Genomic DNA, 20,086 nt, shown 5'->3' on the forward strand with positions numbered 1-20,086 from the left:
TTTTACTCCTAAGTTGTTGCTGTATCTGCTCCTGGTTTTTTCAGGAGTTCAATAATCCGAGCGTCAAAATCAAATGGCTTAGTTTCTGTCCACAAATCAATTCGGTCTGTCTTGCGGATATACCGCTTACCATTAATTGGGATGCCACTCCCTGGCGCTCCAGGTATTTGGTATTGATTGAGGATTGTAAAATAGGCAGGATAAATCTTAATAGGCTGCTTTAAATAACTGCCTGTATTGTCTTCTGTGCGGTCTTCGGTAATTATTGGTTTTTTAAGAAGTTCAGCTTTGCTGATAGTTAGTAAAGCTCTCATCCGGTCTTCTGCCTCATCAGCAGTAGCGGCATAAATTGCCATCTGCCGCCCATTATCCAAAAGTCCAGTTACTCGATATCGCCCGTATAAGTATCCGTTAGCACCTCCACAAGCCAGTTTGATTTTCTCCCAATCCAATTTAGCCGGGTTAATATCTGGCACGGAGCAAGTAGCAGATACCAGTCGGGATTGCCCTGCTCGTTTTGTCCAAGGCGGTGTCTGGACGCTGAAAAACTGGATTTGTAAACTAATAGTTCGGGGTTTGGCTCTAAGAATTTCATCAATAGGAGCGCCAACAAACGTGCCGATATCTTTGCTCTCCATCATCTGGTAATTGGTGAGCGTCTGCACAATCACCGGCTTGAGTGCTTCTTGTGGTCCAGCTAAGATAATTCTTTGATCATCAATACTGCGATCTGGTTTAATCTCGACATATTTAGTCAGTCCCAACGCTGGCAGCTTTTGATTTTTTAATTTTTCCGCTGCCATGTACGAGTCAATCGAATTGGCCACGACATAACCCGCTTCCACACAACCTTCCCAGGCTTCCTCTAGAAATTCCTCAACGAAATTTTTAATAAACTCATTGGGGATAGATTCAACGGCTTTATCAACAGCAATAGCAAACGACCACGGCTTAGAACCTTCTGCCCCCCAAGCCTTAATCAACTTTTCAGAATTATCCCCAAACAACCGCCCAATCAATCCTGAATTAGATTTGATAAATTTCCTTACATTTTTAAAACCCCACAAAATTAGCGACTGCACACCGCTTTGGAATGTGTAACGAGTTAAGTTGGCAAGATTGCCTAATATTTCCTCTCCCATTTCCTCAGCAACATTGGCGAGAATGTATGCTCCTAAAGGTTCATTGAAAGCAAAAATAGTCGCACCGGGGAGAATGCCGCATCCTAAGTAGCCAATGGCATTACCTAAAGTTCCCCCCAGTAATCCTCCTAAAGCATTCCATCGAGCTTGAATTTGCTGGTCAATTGATTTATCTGAGATATTCCAATCAAAATTCCAGATATATTGCAGCGTTGACGTAAACAAACTCCAAAGCCCTGTGAGGGTAAAGTTTATAAGCTTTCCTGCTTCTGCAATTAAAAAACCAACTAACCGACTACCAGCATTCCAAAGCCAACTGATTATATTGTTTTCTCCAGTTGTCTGCTTATCTTCAAACGAGTTTTTGAAAACACGACTGCCGATTGCATTTCTAACGGTTTTAGATTCCAGAGCGCTTTCAACAATATCTGCTAACCCCATAATTCCTCCAGACGCACTTGCAAATTTGCATCTGGAGTTATGCCAACTAACCGAGTACGGCGACGACTGACTTTGTACACTTCAAAATCACGGAAATAGACAGACCTTTCTTGAAAATCAGCAGGAATGGGCATCTCAATAATTACGGGAATAGTCGCGGGGTAAATCTTGGCGGTTTCCCCTGTCGCGTCACTGCTGGCAGTTGTATATCTGGGACGGATGAGAACGTAACTTGAAAGTTTATCCCAGTCTGAACAGAGGAAAGATGCTCTCAGTGTGGCATTCGCGCCGGTAGCTGTCGTTGGGAATTTCACCCAAAGTTTTTTTTCAGCCTGTACCGTACCGAGGTCATTCCACACGCCAATATCATCAGTCCTCGTCCCCATCCCCGCCGCACTCCTCTAGCCATTGGTCATACTCGCCACCTTCGACATATTCTTCCATTTCCTCTTCGTTAACTGCTTCCAGAATGCCAGTTCCAGAACGAGCAACAAAGCAGAAATCCGGGTTGTGATAGGCGAAATTTCGCCAACCTGGGGGGAAACTTGAGTACAAGTAATCTTCAAAAAACGGATGACCGGGAAGGATTAAGCCAGCTTCAGTTTCAATTGGCAATGTAATTGTCATTAGAATGGTGGCTCCCCTGTGCTAAGTACTTTTTCTTCGCTCACAATGTCATATCCAGCTTGGGCGGCATCCCCTTGTTTAGCGGTGGAGAAGAAACTAGAGAAAACTGAGCCACCTGCAAGTAATTTGCTAGCTCTACCTGGGTATGGAGTCGAAGAACCAGAAACTAACTTTCCTCGTTCTACATTGTTGGTGATGTTTGTAGACCTTTTTAATCCCAGTTCCGCCCCATAAGCCTCAAAATCTGCCTTGTTCATGGGAAAACAATACAGCGAAAAATCGCTAAGAGTTGCGATCGCCGTGAGGCTACCACGATTGGCACTAGAAGCTCGTAAACTAACACCGCGACGACCTTTAATTAAATTCCAGCCCGCCGCTTGTGCTGTGGTAATGCTGGGATATGCACAATAGGTACTGACTGTTTGCTGTTGCCCGACAGTTGCGCCAGATATTCTTTTGGTCACTCTGGGCGGCTTAGGAGCTTGAGCGCCAATCACGCGGATTTTACCTGCGGTAACAGCGCTAGCCACGACATGCCCCAAAGCTGTGACATCAGAAGTAGAAATACTAGGAAATGAAGTTAGATCTTTGGGTTTGAACCCGAAATACATAAAATCATTTACAAGTACGAAAACCAGATTAGAGCGCTTTTTACCGCGTGTATTAAGGGACATGTCTATTAACCGCCAGCTGCTGCTGTGACAATCACTCGCTCTTCACTCACAATGTCGTATCCAGCTTGGGCTGCATCCCCTTGTTTAGTAGTGGAGAAGAAACTAGAAAAAGTTGAACCATTTTCGAGTAATTTACTAGCTCTACCTGGGTATGGAGTTGAGGAGCCAGAAACAAGTTTTTTACGTTCAGTTTCAGAAGTGATTGTTGCAGACCCTGTTAATCCCAACTCTGTACCGTAAGCCTCAAAATCTGCTTTATTCATGGGAAAGCAATACAGCGAACCATCACTCAGCGTAGCGATTGCCGTCAAACTACCACGAGCAGCACTAGAAGCTCGTAAACTAACGCCGCGACGGCTTTTAGTTAAATTCCAGCCCGCCGCTTGTGCTGTGGTAATGCTGGGATATGCACAATAGGTACTGACTGTTTGCTGTTGCCCGACAGTTGCCCCAGAGATTTTTTTGGTTACTCTGGGTGGTTTGGGAGCTTGTGCGCCGATGATCATAATTTTACCTGCGACAACAGCGCTAGCCGCGACGTGTCCCAAGGCTGTGACATCAGAAGTGGAAACACCAGTTAAAGATGAAAGATCTTTGGGCTTAAACCCAAAATACATAGCGTCATTGACTAAAACAAAAACCAAATTAGGGCGCTTCTTTCCACGGGTGTAAGATGACATACTTTCTTTTGATAACTAAGTAACCTCAAATGTATGTCAGCGCTTAAAAGTACTGCCATGTAATAAACACGGCTTTATTATCAATGCAGTACTTGCAACAAATGGGTAACAAATGATGCTTGAAATAAATAAAAAGCAGCATAATTAGTGCAATTAACTGGGTGCAGTATGAATGAAAAGGGGTATTAGAACCCTAGGGGTTCTAAAAAAGGACGAGGCTATCTAATGCAGAATTTTTAACACCTATTCAAGAAACGAGAACGATGGAGCTAATTTGCTACCCCTTGATGAGTACGAAAAGCCAACGGTGTATGCGTCGCAGACGTGCTAAGGGATGGCAAACAGGGGGAAGGACATATCACTACGTACCACAGACAAGACTTGTCTTTCGCCTTATGGAACAAACGGGTTTATCCGAAATTACCGTTAGAAAACAGATCCGCGATGAGAGGCTTTGGTTGCTCCAGCAAGACTACGGCACAACCACAATTACCTCGGCTGATGTGTGAATTACTGACCACTGCTTGAGGTATCGCTGGTATCGTTACCAATCTCACGAATTTTTGGCCTTTGGTCGAGAGGTCGGCTATACGGATTTGTGGGGTCAGTTATCCCCGGCTGGGCGATGAATCCTTGTTCAGCTTGTTCTAAGAACGTGTCCCAATCGCTCTTTTTTGGTGCTGGCGGTGGAGTAGGATTATTTGGATCTTGTGGCGGTGGAGTTTTTACAAGGTCATCTACTGCTTTGGAAATATCTACTGCACCTTTTAAAGCGCTTCTGAGCTTTTCTAAAGTATTGCTGGTTCCTAAATTTTTAAAATTCGCTGCTTTCCACATTGCAGCTAGTTCTAAAAGTGGTGCTAAAGCATCATTTAAATCGTCCTTATCATCATTTTCAAAACCTTTGACGCTAACTTCGCCACTGACCAGCATCTTATCTAAACGGGATTCCCCAGGTTTAAAAGTAAATGGCAATTTATGCTCTATCTGTTTACCTTTGTAGCCTAAGTATTCAGAATTGGCTTTACTGTAATCAACTGCCAAAGATGCAGCTTGTTTTGCACTTCCAGCCTCTATCATGCTGTTTACAGTGGCGATTAAATTGGCATTTGACTCTGATTGTAAAATTAATAATATGCCAACAATTTCTGCTATTGACTCGGCTAAATTTGGTAATTTAATGGTTTTTTCTTGATTGCCTTCTTGAGTTAAATCTGCATCTTGAATTTTGATTTCTTGGGGGAATTGTCCAAATTGAGCATTAGTTTGTTTGACTGAATAAGCAAAATATTCAGCTAAACTTTGAATTTGCAATGTTCCGCTATTAGATCTTGTTAGTGAGACAGGAACAGTAGCGGGTAAATTTTCCGAACCAATTTTTTTTAGTATTAATCTTAATAGTCTTTCTAAATTAGAGTTATCTGGACAACATGGCATTTTACAACATTCCTTTTTTGGTGGTGGTGGAGGATCGAGTGATTGATTTGGACATACAAAATACCATTTTTGTATTCTTAAGCTTTTTTTGTAGTCACCGTTAGAATAAACAGTGCTTCCAATAAATGGTCTGTTCACTTGTCTATTAAAAAAACTTGCTTCAGCAAATGAACAATAAGGGATCTCAAATCCTGTTGTTGTTTTTGTTTGAGAATGAATAACAATCTCAGGTGTAGCGCTAGTTCCCACTGCATAATAAACAGTAGCATTAACTTTTATTTTTCTTTCCCATTCCGTGCTGTCTTCTCTAGGATCTCCAAATACTTTGCCATCAATATCACCGTAAGTATTTGAATATTCCACAATACCATTTTCGCCTACGACATTTTTTAAGTATGCTGAGTTTGATTTTAAAATGTATGAGTAATTTACATCAATCGCCAAATTAGCGTTTCTAGGATATCCATTATTAGGAATAATTTTTGGAGTTGGTAATGGATAATAAATTCTTGTTACATCAAGATGTTTCTCTCCATAAAATTTTGCTGGGACATCCCTTGTTCCTGTAATGTATTCTTCTTCATAAATTTCAGATAGAAAATTATTTATCCAAACACCAAAATTACACTGAGGAACAGGGTTTTCTATTATATCTGGCGGTGGCTGAGGAACCCTTGTTATAGGCTCAGGAGGCTTATAGGTGCAATTTGGATTTCTAATAACAATTTGGAAAGGAGGTAGTTTGATAAAAGCTAAAGTGGTATTAAATTCTATTCCAAAATTACATTCATCTTGAACTAGTGAAATTTCAAATCCTATAGGAGCTAAATTGATAGGATTACCCCCACAAAATGGACTATCAGGATATCGGTCACAATCCATCGGATCTGCTGGTTCTGATGGTGTAGCATAAAAAGGCCCGGCAACTGGGACTAGTCCTTCTTGTGGATCTGAAGGTTGGGTAAGAAAATTGTATGCATCAGGGATTCTGTTACTATTTCGCCTGATAAAATTGTTGGGTCTGATCATTGAGAAAACGAATTGATAAACCTTGAGAATAATTATTTAATCGCTGATATTTTGATTGCATTACAGTTAATTCAAATGCCCCATAAATTTTATAGGGCATTTGAAAATCTGCTGGATCATTTCTTCCAATTGGTCGAGAGAATCTATTAATTGTGTCCATTAAACAAATTCACGAATTTCAACTGAACCTGTGCCAGTTGCTAAAATTCCATAAAAACTGCCAATATAAATTTTGTTAGCAGGAAGTTCATAAAAAGCTCCAGCGGGAATTTTGGCCATGTAGCTATTAGTGCTAACGGTTGATACTGTATCTAAATATAAGTTTTGTGTAAGGGTATTAAAAATGGTTAATCCCTTGCGATTAACATTAGCTGGTACAATTTCAGAAGCTGTTTCGTTTAAGCTATTAGTAACTTTATTAGTGGAAGATGATGTATCGTTCGGAATGGTAAATGTTGCAGGAGGATTGTATAAAGGCATAATTAACCTAACTAATTAGGTTGATTGTATGCCGAGTATTTGACTCGTGCCATCGGAAATCGCTGATATATCTCCCAAATAAGCCGCTTCATTAAGAGAAAATTCATAAGTTCCTCTGGGTTGTAGTGGGATACCTTCATTAATAAAAGCTGTCTGTCCAAAATTTAAATAAATTGGATTTGCTCCTACATTAGAGAGTAATACATATTTTCTTGTCGCAATAGCTGGGACAATTATTAAGCTTTGTTGATTTACGGATTGATTAATAAATGTTGATGTAGTAATAGGATTAATAATAGCGCTGTCGTCAACCACCATTTCTAAAATGTAGCTGCCGTGAATTGTAACTAAATCATTGGCTTGCAATACTCCATAGCCTACATCTTGAATTTGTACTCCTACTTTTCCGTTTTCGCCTAACTCAATAGCCAGATTATCTGTAAATCTGTCCATTAAATTGTAAATACGATAAGGATAACCGCTAGGATTTAACAGGCTAATGCCCCCAACTGGATGCCAATCGTTAGAACTGTCTGAAATGTATAAATTTAATTGATATCTAGGAGATTGCCACTCAACATCAAGTACTTTATATAATCTTTCTGTATTACTATCTTCTAAAGAGATATTAGGAAGCGCTACAGGACTTAAACTTTTAATTTGAGCATAGGCTTTAAGATTTTTGATAAATAGATTAGCTGACAATACTTGACCTGAACTAGTAATGTCATTTAAATTATTTTCAATAATAGGTATAATTCCCGTGCCGTTTTGGTTGTTGATTTTTATAGCAATAGTTTTAACTTTATTAAACGTTGTAATCATTGATTATTTGCATTGTGTAATCATCGTTAAACGTGAAAGGCATATTATTTATATTGCACAGAGATATCCATGACTGTTTATCGTCATTGTTTAAAATACCTTCTGGCATTCCTTGAATTAATCCATCCCAAATTCCTTTAAGCAATTGTAAATCTATTGCAGTAATTTCTGGTTTTAGTTCTAATCGTGTAACCGCTATTTCTAATCTAATTTTTAGTTCTTGGTTGGCAGAAGCATTTAGTTTTGCATAACTCTCATTGGTCATCATGCCAATAGTGAATTGAGTTATGTTTGGAGTTATTATAAAATTTTCTATTGCTTTAACTTCTACTAATTCACCTACTTGGTTGTAAATTTCAATGTTCATGGTTTAACTCTAAATCTTAATAATGGAACCCAACTAGCAATTAATAGATTAGATACAGGAGCAATTTCAGGAAAGCTGCCAAAAGTAAACCCAGAATGATAATAAGTTGAAGAAGCTGTAGAGAAGTTAACGCTACTACTAGACATTCCCCAAAAGTTTAAGCCACCAGAAACATTTGTAGAACCATTTAAACCTATATTCGTATTACTAGCGTAAGCTAAAGCATAATTATTTTTTTTTAATTGTAAACTCGGTATGATGATTTCTTTAATTGCGGTAGTAGAACAATCAATATTTACATCGGGCATTATAAGCTTATTGGGTCTACCATTATAAATGTCATAAATACCTATTTTTAGTATTGCGTTAGTATTGGCAGTTGTCACATTAACAACAAGTCTATCAATTTGTATATCTTCAAAAATTGGCATTAAGCCATAAAGCATCATGAGCGGCTGTACTGTAGGATTGTTTGACCCTAAAGTTCCTAAAAAAGGAGTGAAATTATAATATTGTCCAGGTATATAACCAGGATGAAAATTAAAACTAGATTCTGTTGAATAAGAAATCGGCATAATCTAAATCAAAAGTGATTTTTAGTAATATTAGCCTGTTGCTCGTAAATTGCTAATAAAATTACTTGCTATTTTTGGGTATATTCCAGTTTTATGTATTTTCGGAAGTAACTTCACGGGGTCTATATCTTGCTGTGTAAGTATTCCAGCAATACCCCCTAATTAAGTATTTAAAAATATACCGATTTAACCTTACAACAGGGTTAAACCGGAACTTATGCAAACATACGAAGATATCGCCTGAGTAACTGTACTGAAGCTATTAGAGTATTAATTTATTCAAATCTTTAAGATTCATCAGCAGGACAAAGCTGAGTAGGGGGAATACGCTGAACATTCATTGCTGTGCGATCGCAACTTTTGACCCTGGTTATGCGATCGCCCTTACTTTACAAATATTTTTGAAACTTCTCCATCAGCTGAAAATCACCATAGCGTCGAACTACATACCGGATTGCTCTTATACCTAAGCGATAGCGTTCTCCCTTGGTCAGTTTCAGTGTTCGTTTAATAAACTCGCCTGGGGCGAGGGTAGTATCTTGCAGCATTTGCAAAAGCTCATTTTCTGTGGGTAAGCCGTTGAAATTTGGATAGGTATCTAGTGTATTCTCACCGCTTGAAGTGGCAGTACTGTTTGATTTCTGGGCAGATACAATTTTTGATGGAGTATTGTTTTCAGTATCTACGGCTGATACTTTAGCCCCTGGGGGGTCTTCTGGTGGTATCTCCAGTATTTGGCACATATCCAAGTAGATGCCTTTGACGTACTCCCAGCGATCGCCGTCATTGGGGGTGATGTTCCACAACGTTTTGATAATCACTTGGGGGGATTGCCCTTGTTCTCTTAGCTGTTTAATTTGCTGTAATCGTTGTTGTGCTTCTGTTGGTGGACGATTATCAAAAGGCTGGACTGTTTCTAGTGTTTTTGGTTGCGGTCTGCGCTGCTGGCGAAAGTGAGAATATAAATGTCCCCATCCTTCAGCGAGGGGGATAGTCAGGGAAAGTTTTTGGATGGACTGGATGTTTTTAGGAGGATTGCCCTTTTTGACAAACTTACTGTAATCGGCATGGGTCGGATGCACTGCAATTTGAGTTGGTACGCAACCACCTACAGCACAGGGATAAGCAACAGAGTTGAGATGTTGCTTTCTAGGATCGGTGTTTCGCCAGCGATCGCCTAAACTTCTGGCAGCTGCCCCCAGTGCTAGTAGAAAGTAGTTGTTTCGCATGGCCGCGGACAAAGGTAAGTCTTCAACGTTAGGACTTTGGTTAAGGGCAATGAACACAATGTCATATTTTCGCCCTTCAGCACCCAAACGTTTGAGTGCTATCTCCATCTGCTGGGGCTGCTCGAAGTTGATTAGGCATGAGTTAATTTCATCAGCAAATACAATTACTGGATCGCCGTTTTCAGGAAGTTCGCGCCGGTCGTCCAAAAGTTCAATTAATAACTCTATCTGGGCTTCTATCCCCTCAAAACTACTAATTACAGGGATTTCTAATTGCTTCCACAGTGGATTTCTGCTGGCGTGGGGGTCAAGTGCCAACATTTGGGCGGGTTTATTCTTGGTCAGATGTCCGGCCAGCCAACAAGCAACGGACGTTTTACCATAACCAGTGTTACCAACAATAATGATGCCGCTGGCTTCATCCTCTACATCATCCCAGTTGTAAAAATCGAGAGTATCACTCGTTTGGTCGTTGCCTGCCATCGGCAAGGCTGGTTTTTCTTCTTTACCAGAGAACCCATAACTGTTGTAAATTGCCATATTCCCAGCTTCGATACCAGCGCTAATATTCGCCATTTGCATCAACAGCGGCGCGGCTGCCCCCAGCATGGCGAACTCTTGTTCAAGTTCATCAATTTGATCTTCGTTGTCGTGTTCCCTTTCCACAACAGCTAAATCTGCCTCCATATCCATGATCCGCTGTTCAGTGGTTTTAGTTCTGGCTATTTGCTTTTGTTCTTGTTGATCGTTGTCCATTTCCTCGCCATTAGAGGCGAAAATAGCAACAGATGAAGCAAGTATCAAGCACATTGCAGCCGTGATTGTGCGGTGTGGACTGTACTTATCTTTGGGTGCAGATTGAGACGACATTAAGACAAATGATAATCCGGCCAGGATGATGCCACTAGCAAAGGCTGTATTAGGAGTCAATTTGATTTCCATATCACCCCCACGCTGCCAGCAGTAGACCAAGCTGAACCGACAGAGCGATCGCAGTAATAGTAATGCGGGTTTCTTGGGGCAGTTCGAGTAGAGATTCTCCGTTGCTCCTTCCCCAAGTAGAAGCGATCGCCACAGATGCAATGATTCTGATGCCCCAGGTTAATTGCCATGTTGGAGCGATTAACAAGCCAATTAAATTAGCCCCAGAGACTCCAGCCAAAAACCAAGCAACGTACCTGAGGTACTGCCAACGACTTAATCTATTCATAAGTAGAGCGATAGAACTGCATTTGGATGGACGAGTCGCCCATCCAAATTTTTTTACAAGTCGATGTCTCCAGGTTGGAGAGAGTAAGTTTGTTTAGTTTCTCTGACTGCTTTTAAGCGTTCGCGGAAGCTGGCACGAGCATTATTTTGGTTAACTTGGTGCTTGTGATTTGACAGTTGAGAGTCAAGTTGAAATTTAGTCTTGGCTTCTCTGCCCGATTGATTAACCACCTGTCCGACGTATCGCACTGCTAGCCTTGCTTTCAACAAGATATTAGAGACGTTACCTGTAACTTGAGCGTGGGTTTTGCTCAGTTCCCCTAGGTGGACGGCTCCTTTCTCGTCAAGTTTGGCCGTGGACTGAACAATTTTGGTAGCAGCATCTAAAACAGCACCTCTAACTCGGTTTTGTTGATCGATTACTTCTGGCACATCCTCGATCGCTTGAGTCATGTTGTTAGCGTAGGTGTGCCAGCGCTGCGCTTGGTCTTTCATGCCAATTTTGATAGCATCTGACCGCTGCACATCTTCTTCGGTCAAGTTGCCACTGGTTTTACAGCCAAACGGCAATTTTGAGGACAGATTATCAGCGAGTTTTTTACCTTGTCCAGCCCGAAACCCTTTTAAGTCGTGCTTTTCACCTTTGTAGGTGTATCTTTTCATGTTTTACCTCTGGATTGATAATAGTTCCCAGCCTTACCCCAGCTTGGAGAATTACCCAGCACCCGACCCCCACCCCTGTAAGTGCTAAAGGAATAAGTAATACTTCCATTAGTCCACTGCTGCTCACTTCGCTGATGTCTTCCTCTTCTTGGCTAAGGTCGGGGCGGGTAATACGTCGTTTGATTACCCGTTTCATAGTTGCATTGGTTTTTGGTGGCAGCGATTAAGTAAAAGCTGGCAGCGAGGGCAACTACCCCCACACCAACTGCTACCCATCGCTGTACTGCTCCGGTGGTAGAGCGTATTTTGGGGAATCATGCCACTCCTGCAAAGCTTTAATTTCTATTTCAAAGTTGCTGGTAATGCCATTGCCAAACGACTTAATCAACTGAGGCGCAACCTTTCCCATATCCCCATTGCCCATACGCTCAAAGGCTTTTTGCAAAGCATCAGCCCAAACAAAGTCAACAATGTTATCAGCTAATTGACTTGAAATAGCTGATAACTGGCTTGTACCTCCCTGGGCGGCATCTTCACCTATTTGCTCAGTTCGACTTGAATATCCACGCTCTTGCTTCTCCTGGCGGAGTGCTTCAGCTACTGCTTCTAGATCTGTCTTGTTCACGGTATTCCTTTAGTTGTTGTGCGATCGCTTTAATTGCTTCTTTGCGTCCGCGTTCTTGGACCAGCTGGCGAAATATCCACAAAACCTCAAAGTCTTGAGGACTAAAGCCGCCGCTGTGCTTGGTATAGGTAATTAACCCCAAAGCTTCTACAACGGCTCTATCTCTCCTAACTTGGCTGGGGTGGACTTTGAGCAATTTTGCAGCTTGGACAATTGGTATCCAGGCAAGTAATGGGTCAAATTTGAGTCGATTTGTAGTCACGATTTTTATTTGACTCATGAATGACTAAACGCAAAAAGCCCACTGGTGAAAGTGGGCGTGGTGAAGTAAGATACTATCGCCCTCCTTTCAGGTCGCGTCTGATGGAGTGGAAGTCCTCCGGTGGTGAGACACCGGGGGCATAAGTTTTAATTAGGTTTAGCGAACTACGGATACATTTTTGCTATAGCAGCCAGTGCAGATTTGGTTGATCACCGCTTGCATTAAACCTTCTTGATCGCTAACAGATAGCTTCTCAGGTATTTCGCTGCCTAGTGCCAAGATTTCACTACGGCATTCTTCTGGGGCAGTGCAGCACAGGTGAGAAGCTAGGGAGACTATCAAAGATAGTTTTTCTCGCTTGGTCATTTGTTCAAACCTTGACCCGTAACGCTCTTGTAACATTTCTAGGTAGGAACCATCCCCAGGAGTGTAGTTAGTCCAGTACCCTATTGGCTGTGTCATTGGTTGTAAAATCCTTATAGATAAAGACCGTGCTGGCGACTTGCAAGATGGTTGTCAGCATTTTTTATTGCTTCTGTTATGCTGTTCGACATCCGTATTCCTCCTTTTTAGTTTCTCCAGGGTGTTCAGCTTCATTCTGGAGTTTCAGTATTTAGTTATCGCTACCCGGCGACGCTACGACTTATGGGTAATTGGCGATCGCTTAGAAGAACACACTCACCACGGGCAGGTCTTTCTCTATTGCACTACTGGCGGTAGGCTGCCATCTCTACTTGGTTTGGGGTGAGTGGTGTTCTAAATTGCTAAAGCAAAGCTATTTAGGCTGTACCTTCTCTCGCTCGTAAGCTTCGATTAATTCATCAAGCGTGCACTCAAAAATTGCCATCAGCATTTTGGTTTCGGAAAACGTTAACCGTGGTCTAGTTACTCCGCGCTCCCAATCACTGATGGTTGCGACTTTTTTGTCAAGGGCAATTGCTACTTGCCTTTGAGTCAAGCCGACACGCTTTCTCAATTCCATTGGAGTTAGTGTTTTTTTTTCTTTTGTCATACTATACTAACAACGGAACCTTGACAAGGTTCCGAAATAACGGAACCTTGCTACAGTTCGGTATACAACTTCGGGCGGAACCGTTTGCAAGACACTTCCGCCCATTTACTACATTCACATCCTTGAGCGCTAATTTTGAGCGAAAAGTCACGGAGTGAATTATGTAGCTTTGGTTAAGTGCCTTTTTTACACAGCACCTAGCCGCTAACGGGACTTAAGGAAAAATCAAGCCCAAATAAAGCCGAAACTGGCTTTATGAGCGGCAAATACGTCACGATTAACAGTCAACCACTCAATAAATCGGAAAGAAATAGCAGTTCTAAAGGCTTCTAAAGCCTCAGTAAAAGTGTTCAACGGTTTAGTTGCCCACCTACGTCTAAAACCACCAGTCAACTGATGCCAAAGGACAAAAGTATAGGCACAAAATACCAAGATAAAATGTCGCATGAGACTGGTTTTATCTCGGACTTGATATTCTTTCAATCCTAAAAAACCCTTGGCTTCTCTATAAAAGACCTCTACCCAATTGCGTTGAGAATAGGTGTTTACTATCCATTCTGAAGTTACAACAGATGTAGAAACATTGGTAATAAAGTAGTCGATATCTGTGGCATCAGAAAAAGTAGCAGCATTCATGACGATAGCTATACTTCGTTTACCTTCCAGACGTGATATCTCTACTTCAAAAGTTGCTACCCATACTTTTCTAGGTTTATCTAAATTGAGTTGAGTTTCGCTAAAAGCCTCTTGGGGTATAGACTTTGCTAACTCATCTATCCTAATTGTTCGTTGATTATTCTCTTGCTCACTAATTGTGACTTTCCGATTTTTGGCTATTCCTCCTAAATACTTTAATTTGCGATTTTCTAGTTCTAATAGGAATGATGTATTGTTACCATATCCGGCATCTACAATCACTATTCCTGGTTGATATCCTCGCTCTCTTGTTTGGTCTATTAACTTAATTGCTATCTCTGTTTTTTTCTCAAATAGAGGGTCTTGTTTTCCTTCGGGTAATGAATCAGCGTGTTGATATAACTCTATATCTAATGGTAGGCTTTTTCTCCCATCATATAAATGAGTTGTTACCACCACTATTCCATTATCTGTCTTGCCAATTTCTCCGATATATTGTCTTCCCACACCTTCGGTAAAGTTACCACTTTTCCTATGCCCTGAATCATCAATTATCAAGCTAAATCCCCTACTGATTTTAGTCTGACTACACTTGTTCATTACCTCTAAGCGTCGTTCATTCACCTTTGTGGCCGACCAAGGGGAATCTGTCAAAAAGTGGTGTAATCGGTGGTAATTTACTCCTACGGCATTTTCTGCGAGCTGGAACAAGTTTTTCCGTTCGCTTTCTCCTAACAACCCCCCTAAATAATGTCTAAACTCCCTTTTTTGCGCTTTATGACCAAATACATCGTCAAACCTTTGACACCATTTTTCAAAGCATGGGGGCATAGCTGTGGGAGTTGTCTCTTTCATGGGGGTTAGTTTGACGTAAAACCTATGCTAATTCTGCATTATAGCCTTTTTTATTCTCTTTTTTTGCCTAAGTCCCGCTAATTAACTAAACAGGAATAAGATGTTTCAACAATTCGACCCAAACAAAGAAAGCGGAGATTGTCTAGAAAACAGCATCCAATCTCCGCGTCTTGAATTAATTACAAATCAGCGTAGTCTTTCAACGCTGAGCTACTGGTCACTATCGGGAATGAACTCTAAGTCAATAGAAGCACTCATTTTGTAAGGCGCTCCTAAGTCATCGGGTAAGTCGTAAACGTTAATACCAAGTGGTTCAAGAACTTCTTTATGAAAACTTTTCCACTGTCGCGAGTTAAAGCTGACAGGATGCCTGCCTGTTTCCCATCGGTAAACAGTGCTTCCTGTTGTGCCAATTTTTACCGCAAACTGCTCACGGGTCAGATTTAATGCCTCACGTAATTGCCTTAAAAAAGACACGCCTTCCACAAAATTTGGTTTTTTGTTTATCACGATAGCAAAATGCTATGCAATTTGCATAGGCGAAATGCCAAACAGATTGCATAGTTTAAGTAAAGTACATTTTTTGGGCAGATGTGCAGCCAAACAGATCTGCCCATTCACTACATTCACATCCTTGAGCGCTAATTTTGAGCGAAAAGTCACGGAGTGAATTATGTAGTTTCTGCTAAGTGCCTTTTACACAGTACCTAGCCGCTAATTAGCCAACAAAAAAGCGGAGGTTAACTGCTGCTTTTTTTGCAGGTAGTCTCCGCAGATCGATAACTAACAGCCAATGACTAAACCTAAACCATTTGAAATTTCTCTACTACCACCCCCGCCAGAGTGGATTAACTTCCAACATCCCGACTTTCCCAAATACTTCTACAACAGCAATGACCAAAACCATAGAAGAAGAAATCATGTCTGGTGATTTACGCTACGCAGTAGAAATTCTGACAGAAGCGTTTGAACGAAGACTGCGTAAGGAAATAGGAAGCCTTAGCCAGTACCCATATACCGAGTTAGTAGCCTGGAAAAATGTACTTAACTCGGTTGCTACAGAAATCCAAGCAATCTGTGATCAACCTTACTGATGACCGACTCCAAAGACCCAACACAGCAACGACTTGACAAGTTAGAGCGCACTGTAGACATCTTGCGATCACATCTGTTGATCGCATTAGAAACGAATTATGCCCTTGCTTCTGAACTTGCAGAACTAAAAGGTCGCCAACAAGACAAAGACTTAATTTGCACAAGAATACTGAGTGAATTTAACACTTTAAGCACTCTCAAAACAGTAGCAAATCAATACAATCGAGGCAAATAAACAATGAATAAATGTATAAAAAAAAAGGACGAATGTTCGCGCATTCCCCCCTCAAAAATAACTTGCAAAATATTCGATTTCAAGTTAACTCTAACATTTTTAAAGGGAGGTGAGCAATAATGGTAAGCTCATTTTCCCGGTTAGAATCAACTTTTGACTTTAGTTCTCAAGACAATAGTTTACCTCCACAAGAAATAGAAGCCGAAGAAAAGATATTAGGCGGCATCTTGAATGATCCATCAGCCATTGGCAGAATTTCGGACAAGTTGGAGCCAGAGCATTTTTACATTTCAGCACACAAAGAAATCTATCAGATTTGTTTAGAACTAGCAAAAAAACAGCAGCCAACAGACTTATTAACTGTTACTAGCTACCTAACAAGGCAGGGATTACTAGAACGTATTGGCGGTAGAAACAAGCTAGCAGATTTAGTCTATAGAACTGTTAGTGCAATCAACATAGATCACCATGCTCAACTAGTTATTGATTCAGCATTTCGTCGTCAATTAATTAAATTTAGCAGCTACACACGTAAGCTTGGACACGCAACAGAAATAGAAGTTTCTGAAGCAATGTCACTTTTCAAAGAAAACTCAACTTCCCTTCACGAATTGTTCTCGTTTCAGTCAAAAGAAGATCGAGAAACTTTGGAATACAACAAAATGATTGAGGCGATTAGACAGATTGAACTTGAGTGCCTCGACCCTGGGAAGAGACTTTTTAAAATGTCTAAATTGTCTAAAAAGCTTGGTCAATCAATTAAGGATTTAGAAAATATCTACTTTAAATCCTTGATCCACTCAGAGAACGAAGGATTAATCAGTATGCAAGAAATCATAGAACTTTACGGCAATGAGATCCGCCAATGGCTCATACACGGATTTCTACCCAAAGGTACTACGGTACTGCTCCATGCCAAAGGTGGCACGGGCAAGACTCGCCTCAGCTACGACTTTTTCTACCATTTGGCGACAGGCACACACTGGCAAGGATTCCCTGTCACCAAGAAAAGTAGATGTCTAGTGATTCAAACGGACGAGTCGCCTAACGATATGTTGTCTGCTCTAGAAGACCGAGGCTTTACCGACGACATGGACATTCGCTACAAAACCAAATGGACAACAGACCACATCCAGCATCTACGTCAAGAGATTGAAGAGTTCCGGCCTGACATAGTTTTGATTGACTCTTTAACCTCGGTCAGTCGTCACTCGACCTTCACCGAAAATGACACCGAGTACGCTAGACCAATTCTTTTGCTTAGAGATATCGCCCAAGAATTTGGATGCACGATCTTGATTATTCACCACAGCAACAGCAACGGTGAATCTAGAGGAACCAAAGCCATTTTTAACAGCGTGTCTGAGGTATGGTCACTCAAACGTGACGACCAAAATAATGCCGATGGGTTAGAGCGTCTACTGACAATTGAAAAATCTCGCTCACGCGCACCCGCCGCCTATCGTTTGAGATTTGAGCCGGAAGACAAATCATGGACTTGCTTAGGACGAACAGACGAAGACCCCGCCTCACCCAACGCCACCATCAAAGATGCGATCGTGCAGTTCTTGTTGGACAACCGAGGCACACCATTTGAGGCTGAAGAAATTGCCCATGCTATGGGTGACAATTTAAACACTGTTCGCAAATTATGCTTCCAATTGGTTCAAGACGGCATTATCACGCGGTTAAAGCCGAAAGCCTTAGGTAGAGGCTATTCCAACCTTTATTTGATTGAAGGTGAAACATCAGACACCAGTGATACCCCCAAAAATCAGTACAGGATCACTTCTTTGAACGCAAACACAGTAGTTTCAGCCGAAAGTGATAAAAGTGATCCAAGTGCCACCAATATCCGGGATCACTTTTTTTCTCCAGTAGAGGCAAGGGTTACAGGCGAAAGTGATCCGATCCCCCTTAAAAATGCACTAATAAACGAGTCAGAAATTTCCTCGAAAAAATCGCAAATTTTGGATTTTGAGGATCACTTATCGCCAGAACCTTTGCCAGATATAGAAAAAAAAGTGATCCTCATAAGTGATCCTCAAAGTGATCCAGAAGTGATCCAGGCAATAGACCCCCTGAGGGGTCAGACCCCTGGATCACTTAAAAAGGGGTCTGACCCCTCACCCACCCAGGCAGAACCACCAGAACCACAAATAAAAGGTGAATTGCCTCTTACCGATGTATCAATAAGTTTGCGTTTTGGCGATGAAGTGGAAGTTGTTGCAGGGCAGCACCGGGGGCAAACGCTAATAATTAGCTCCATCGATGGCACTGGTATTTGGCTAAGGAAACAGAGTAAGGGGTTTGCTCCACCTATGGCGAATAACGGGCAACCTTACCAACCACATCAGTTAAGGAAGGTTCAGTGATGATTACCGATCAGCAATTAAAGGATGTGGCTGAAAATTACGTCTTAAATGAATATGCCCGTCCTGGCTTGACTGCTTACATATATGAGGATGCAGACGACCCAGCGGATGACACGACCTACCACACTTACGCTACCGAGTGGCCTAAGCCTGATGAAGACGCGCTTTCTTCCTGGGAAATTATCGATACAGAAATTCAACTAGTCACAGTAGAAGAACGTAATGAGGAAGAAAAGGAGTACGAAGTTGTAGTCGAAGCTCTGGTGACTATTGGCTATAGCGAAGACGAAGAAAAGGAGGATGAAGACCCAGAGCCGCAAGAAAGGATTATTTCTGTATATATCGGAGTTGATTCTAACGGTCAGCTATTTGTTGCCAATGCCGAAGAATGAGGATAAGTGGATTAGCACCGATAGACGTAGCAATAAGCTTGTCATCCGCTTTCATGTCAACGGATTTAGCAAGCAATTCTTCATTGCCACAGGGCTAGAGGATACGCCCAGAAATCGAGAATTGGTGAAGCTGCGACGAGAGATGATTCAAGCTGACATCTCTTTAGAACGGTTCGATGCATCGTTGCAGTCGTACCAGTTTCAACCAAGCCGTAATAGTGCCACACTGTACCGTTTGTCACAGTCTTACGATTATGATTTGGGCGAATTGTGGGAAAAATTCACAGAGTTTAAAAAAGCGCTTCTAGAAAGAACCACAATATACGGAAAGTACAAGGGAATAGCACGATATATTGCCAAATTGCCCACAAAGTCATTAAACCAAGCCCCACAGATTCGGGATTGGTTATTAACTAACACGACTCATTTTATGGCTTGGACGCTGCTACAAAGTTTTAGTGACTGCTGCAATTGGGCAGTTGACTCAGGACTGATTGCCAATAACCCATTTGAAAAACTCAAAATCAAAAAACCGCGCCGTAGCTCCGAAGATGACGACGATTATCGAGCGTTTACTCTTGAGCAGCGCGACACCATAATTGCAACCTTTGAAAATCACCGGGTTTACAGTCACCACGCTAATTTAGTCAAATTCATGTTTTGGACTGGTTGCCGACCGGGCGAGGCGTTTGCTTTAACTTGGGCAGACGTTCAAGAAAATGCCACCCGCATCCTGATCAACAAATCCTGTAACTTGTTTCGAGTCAAGAAAGGCACAAAAAACCGCAAAAAACGGATATTTCCCACATCCAAAGGATCAAAGTTACAAAATCTACTGCTAGGCATGAAACCGCCCGCCGGAGAATTTAGCCCTCACTCGCTTGTCTTTACCTCAAAAACTGGCCGCCCGTTAAATAGTTGCATTGTGCAGCAATTTTGGAGCTTGAAGGTAAAGTCTGGTAAAAATGGCTATCGCCGTGAATATCCAGGAGTAATCAGGGAATTAGCCGCAGTTGGAAAAACCCCGTATTTAGAGTTTTATGCTACCCGTCATACTTTTGCGACTTGGGCGATCGCTTCTGGGGTGACACCGGAAAAAGTAGCGCGATGGATTGGGGATGAGGTACAGACAGTTTTGAAATTTTACTGTCACCCGAATGTTGTTGATTCGGAATGTCCTGATTTTTGATAAATTCAAAAATACCTGATGCAGAAATTTTT

28 protein-coding genes are annotated in these 20,086 nt (G+C 41.6%); 7 read left to right on the forward strand and 21 right to left on the reverse strand.

From position 1 onward, the window contains the following. Positions 1 to 8: 8 nt before the first annotated feature. The 5 genes from QI031_RS00120 to QI031_RS00140 are packed head-to-tail and all read right to left on the reverse strand — an operon-like array spanning position 9 to position 3,564. Positions 9 to 1,583 carry a hypothetical protein gene (locus QI031_RS00120; protein ID WP_281483223.1) on the reverse strand — a complete coding sequence of 525 codons (1,575 nt, stop codon included), beginning with the start codon at positions 1,581 to 1,583 and terminating at the stop codon, positions 9 to 11. Then, positions 1,574 to 1,969, reverse strand: coding sequence for a hypothetical protein (locus QI031_RS00125; protein WP_281483224.1), 396 nt, complete (start codon positions 1,967 to 1,969; stop codon positions 1,574 to 1,576). The genes QI031_RS00120 and QI031_RS00125 overlap by 10 nt, the downstream gene beginning before the upstream one ends. Beyond that, entirely contained in the window at positions 1,953 to 2,210 is a 258-nt protein-coding gene (locus tag QI031_RS00130) for a hypothetical protein (RefSeq protein WP_281483225.1), read from the reverse strand. Before QI031_RS00130 ends, QI031_RS00125 begins: the two co-directional genes overlap by 17 nt. Next, positions 2,210 to 2,884, reverse strand: coding sequence for a hypothetical protein (locus tag QI031_RS00135; RefSeq protein ID WP_281483226.1), 675 nt, complete (start codon positions 2,882 to 2,884; stop codon positions 2,210 to 2,212). The genes QI031_RS00130 and QI031_RS00135 overlap by 1 nt, the downstream gene beginning before the upstream one ends. Before the next feature lie 5 nt (positions 2,885 to 2,889). Next, entirely contained in the window at positions 2,890 to 3,564 is a 675-nt protein-coding gene (locus tag QI031_RS00140) for a hypothetical protein (RefSeq protein ID WP_281483227.1), read from the reverse strand. A 311-nt stretch (positions 3,565 to 3,875) separates the two neighbouring features. Here QI031_RS00140 and QI031_RS00145 point away from each other — a divergent pair, with 311 nt between their 5' ends. Then, the gene (locus QI031_RS00145) at positions 3,876 to 4,073 is read left to right on the forward strand and encodes a hypothetical protein (protein WP_281483228.1); all 198 of its coding nucleotides are present in this window, start codon (positions 3,876 to 3,878) and stop codon (positions 4,071 to 4,073) included. A gap of 1 nt (position 4,074) precedes the next feature. On the opposite strand, the gene QI031_RS00150 is transcribed toward QI031_RS00145, so the two are convergent. From QI031_RS00150 to QI031_RS00210, 13 genes are all read right to left on the reverse strand, one after another. Further along, positions 4,075 to 5,883, reverse strand: a complete 1,809-nt coding sequence (locus tag QI031_RS00150; protein WP_281483229.1) for a hypothetical protein — start codon at positions 5,881 to 5,883, stop codon at positions 4,075 to 4,077. A gap of 112 nt (positions 5,884 to 5,995) precedes the next feature. Next, a complete protein-coding gene (locus tag QI031_RS00155; RefSeq protein WP_281483230.1) occupies positions 5,996 to 6,190 on the reverse strand; it encodes a hypothetical protein in 195 nt (64 codons plus the stop codon). After that, the gene (locus QI031_RS00160; RefSeq protein WP_281483231.1) at positions 6,190 to 6,510 is read right to left on the reverse strand and encodes a hypothetical protein; all 321 of its coding nucleotides are present in this window, start codon (positions 6,508 to 6,510) and stop codon (positions 6,190 to 6,192) included. The genes QI031_RS00155 and QI031_RS00160 overlap by 1 nt, the downstream gene beginning before the upstream one ends. Before the next feature lie 15 nt (positions 6,511 to 6,525). Then, positions 6,526 to 7,335, reverse strand: coding sequence for a hypothetical protein (locus QI031_RS00165; RefSeq protein WP_281483232.1), 810 nt, complete (start codon positions 7,333 to 7,335; stop codon positions 6,526 to 6,528). Then, entirely contained in the window at positions 7,319 to 7,702 is a 384-nt protein-coding gene (locus tag QI031_RS00170; protein ID WP_281483233.1) for a hypothetical protein, read from the reverse strand. The genes QI031_RS00165 and QI031_RS00170 overlap by 17 nt, the downstream gene beginning before the upstream one ends. Beyond that, positions 7,699 to 8,277, reverse strand: coding sequence for a hypothetical protein (locus QI031_RS00175; protein ID WP_281483234.1), 579 nt, complete (start codon positions 8,275 to 8,277; stop codon positions 7,699 to 7,701). Before QI031_RS00175 ends, QI031_RS00170 begins: the two co-directional genes overlap by 4 nt. Before the next feature lie 389 nt (positions 8,278 to 8,666). Beyond that, a complete protein-coding gene (locus tag QI031_RS00180) occupies positions 8,667 to 10,448 on the reverse strand; it encodes an ATP-binding protein (protein WP_281483235.1) in 1,782 nt (593 codons plus the stop codon). Position 10,449: 1 nt separating this feature from the next. Next, positions 10,450 to 10,716 (reverse strand): hypothetical protein, encoded by a 267-nt coding sequence (locus QI031_RS00185; protein WP_281483236.1) that lies wholly within the window; start codon positions 10,714 to 10,716, stop codon positions 10,450 to 10,452. Positions 10,717 to 10,769: 53 nt separating this feature from the next. Next, positions 10,770 to 11,378, reverse strand: coding sequence for a hypothetical protein (locus tag QI031_RS00190; protein ID WP_281483237.1), 609 nt, complete (start codon positions 11,376 to 11,378; stop codon positions 10,770 to 10,772). Continuing rightward, positions 11,353 to 11,574, reverse strand: a complete 222-nt coding sequence (locus QI031_RS00195; RefSeq protein WP_281483238.1) for a hypothetical protein — start codon at positions 11,572 to 11,574, stop codon at positions 11,353 to 11,355. Before QI031_RS00195 ends, QI031_RS00190 begins: the two co-directional genes overlap by 26 nt. Positions 11,575 to 11,646: 72 nt before the next feature. Further along, positions 11,647 to 12,003 (reverse strand): hypothetical protein, encoded by a 357-nt coding sequence (locus QI031_RS00200; protein ID WP_281483239.1) that lies wholly within the window; start codon positions 12,001 to 12,003, stop codon positions 11,647 to 11,649. Further along, complete coding sequence (locus tag QI031_RS00205; RefSeq protein WP_281483240.1) at positions 11,972 to 12,265, reverse strand: hypothetical protein; 294 nt, start codon at positions 12,263 to 12,265, stop codon at positions 11,972 to 11,974. The genes QI031_RS00200 and QI031_RS00205 overlap by 32 nt, the downstream gene beginning before the upstream one ends. Before the next feature lie 156 nt (positions 12,266 to 12,421). After that, complete coding sequence (locus QI031_RS00210) at positions 12,422 to 12,727, reverse strand: hypothetical protein (protein WP_281483241.1); 306 nt, start codon at positions 12,725 to 12,727, stop codon at positions 12,422 to 12,424. Between the two features lie 121 nt (positions 12,728 to 12,848). Between QI031_RS00210 and QI031_RS00215 the strand changes: the two genes are divergently transcribed. Beyond that, positions 12,849 to 13,013 (forward strand): hypothetical protein, encoded by a 165-nt coding sequence (locus QI031_RS00215; protein WP_281483242.1) that lies wholly within the window; start codon positions 12,849 to 12,851, stop codon positions 13,011 to 13,013. A 27-nt stretch (positions 13,014 to 13,040) separates the two neighbouring features. On the opposite strand, the gene QI031_RS00220 is transcribed toward QI031_RS00215, so the two are convergent. The 3 genes from QI031_RS00220 to QI031_RS00230 form a co-directional block, all read right to left on the reverse strand. Further along, positions 13,041 to 13,277: a helix-turn-helix domain-containing protein gene (locus tag QI031_RS00220; RefSeq protein ID WP_281483243.1), complete on the reverse strand. Its 237-nt coding sequence runs from the start codon at positions 13,275 to 13,277 to the stop codon at positions 13,041 to 13,043. A gap of 225 nt (positions 13,278 to 13,502) precedes the next feature. Next, a complete protein-coding gene (locus tag QI031_RS00225) occupies positions 13,503 to 14,768 on the reverse strand; it encodes an IS701 family transposase (RefSeq protein WP_281480781.1) in 1,266 nt (421 codons plus the stop codon). A 210-nt stretch (positions 14,769 to 14,978) separates the two neighbouring features. Then, positions 14,979 to 15,278, reverse strand: a complete 300-nt coding sequence (locus QI031_RS00230) for a helix-turn-helix domain-containing protein (protein ID WP_281483244.1) — start codon at positions 15,276 to 15,278, stop codon at positions 14,979 to 14,981. A gap of 383 nt (positions 15,279 to 15,661) precedes the next feature. Here QI031_RS00230 and QI031_RS00235 point away from each other — a divergent pair, with 383 nt between their 5' ends. The 5 genes from QI031_RS00235 (at position 15,662) to QI031_RS00255 (ending at position 20,054) form a co-directional block, all read left to right on the forward strand. Beyond that, positions 15,662 to 15,862, forward strand: coding sequence for a hypothetical protein (locus QI031_RS00235; RefSeq protein WP_281483245.1), 201 nt, complete (start codon positions 15,662 to 15,664; stop codon positions 15,860 to 15,862). Next, entirely contained in the window at positions 15,862 to 16,098 is a 237-nt protein-coding gene (locus QI031_RS00240; RefSeq protein ID WP_281483246.1) for a hypothetical protein, read from the forward strand. The genes QI031_RS00235 and QI031_RS00240 overlap by 1 nt, the downstream gene beginning before the upstream one ends. 119 nt (positions 16,099 to 16,217) lie before the next feature. Then, positions 16,218 to 18,473: an AAA family ATPase gene (locus QI031_RS00245; RefSeq protein ID WP_281483247.1), complete on the forward strand. Its 2,256-nt coding sequence runs from the start codon at positions 16,218 to 16,220 to the stop codon at positions 18,471 to 18,473. Then, positions 18,470 to 18,865 (forward strand): hypothetical protein, encoded by a 396-nt coding sequence (locus QI031_RS00250; RefSeq protein ID WP_281483248.1) that lies wholly within the window; start codon positions 18,470 to 18,472, stop codon positions 18,863 to 18,865. Before QI031_RS00245 ends, QI031_RS00250 begins: the two co-directional genes overlap by 4 nt. Then, complete coding sequence (locus QI031_RS00255; RefSeq protein ID WP_281483249.1) at positions 18,852 to 20,054, forward strand: tyrosine-type recombinase/integrase; 1,203 nt, start codon at positions 18,852 to 18,854, stop codon at positions 20,052 to 20,054. Before QI031_RS00250 ends, QI031_RS00255 begins: the two co-directional genes overlap by 14 nt. Positions 20,055 to 20,086: the final 32 nt, after the last annotated feature.

This window comes from Halotia branconii CENA392, from assembly GCF_029953635.1.
In the GTDB taxonomy this organism is placed as follows: domain Bacteria; phylum Cyanobacteriota; class Cyanobacteriia; order Cyanobacteriales; family Nostocaceae; genus Halotia; species Halotia branconii.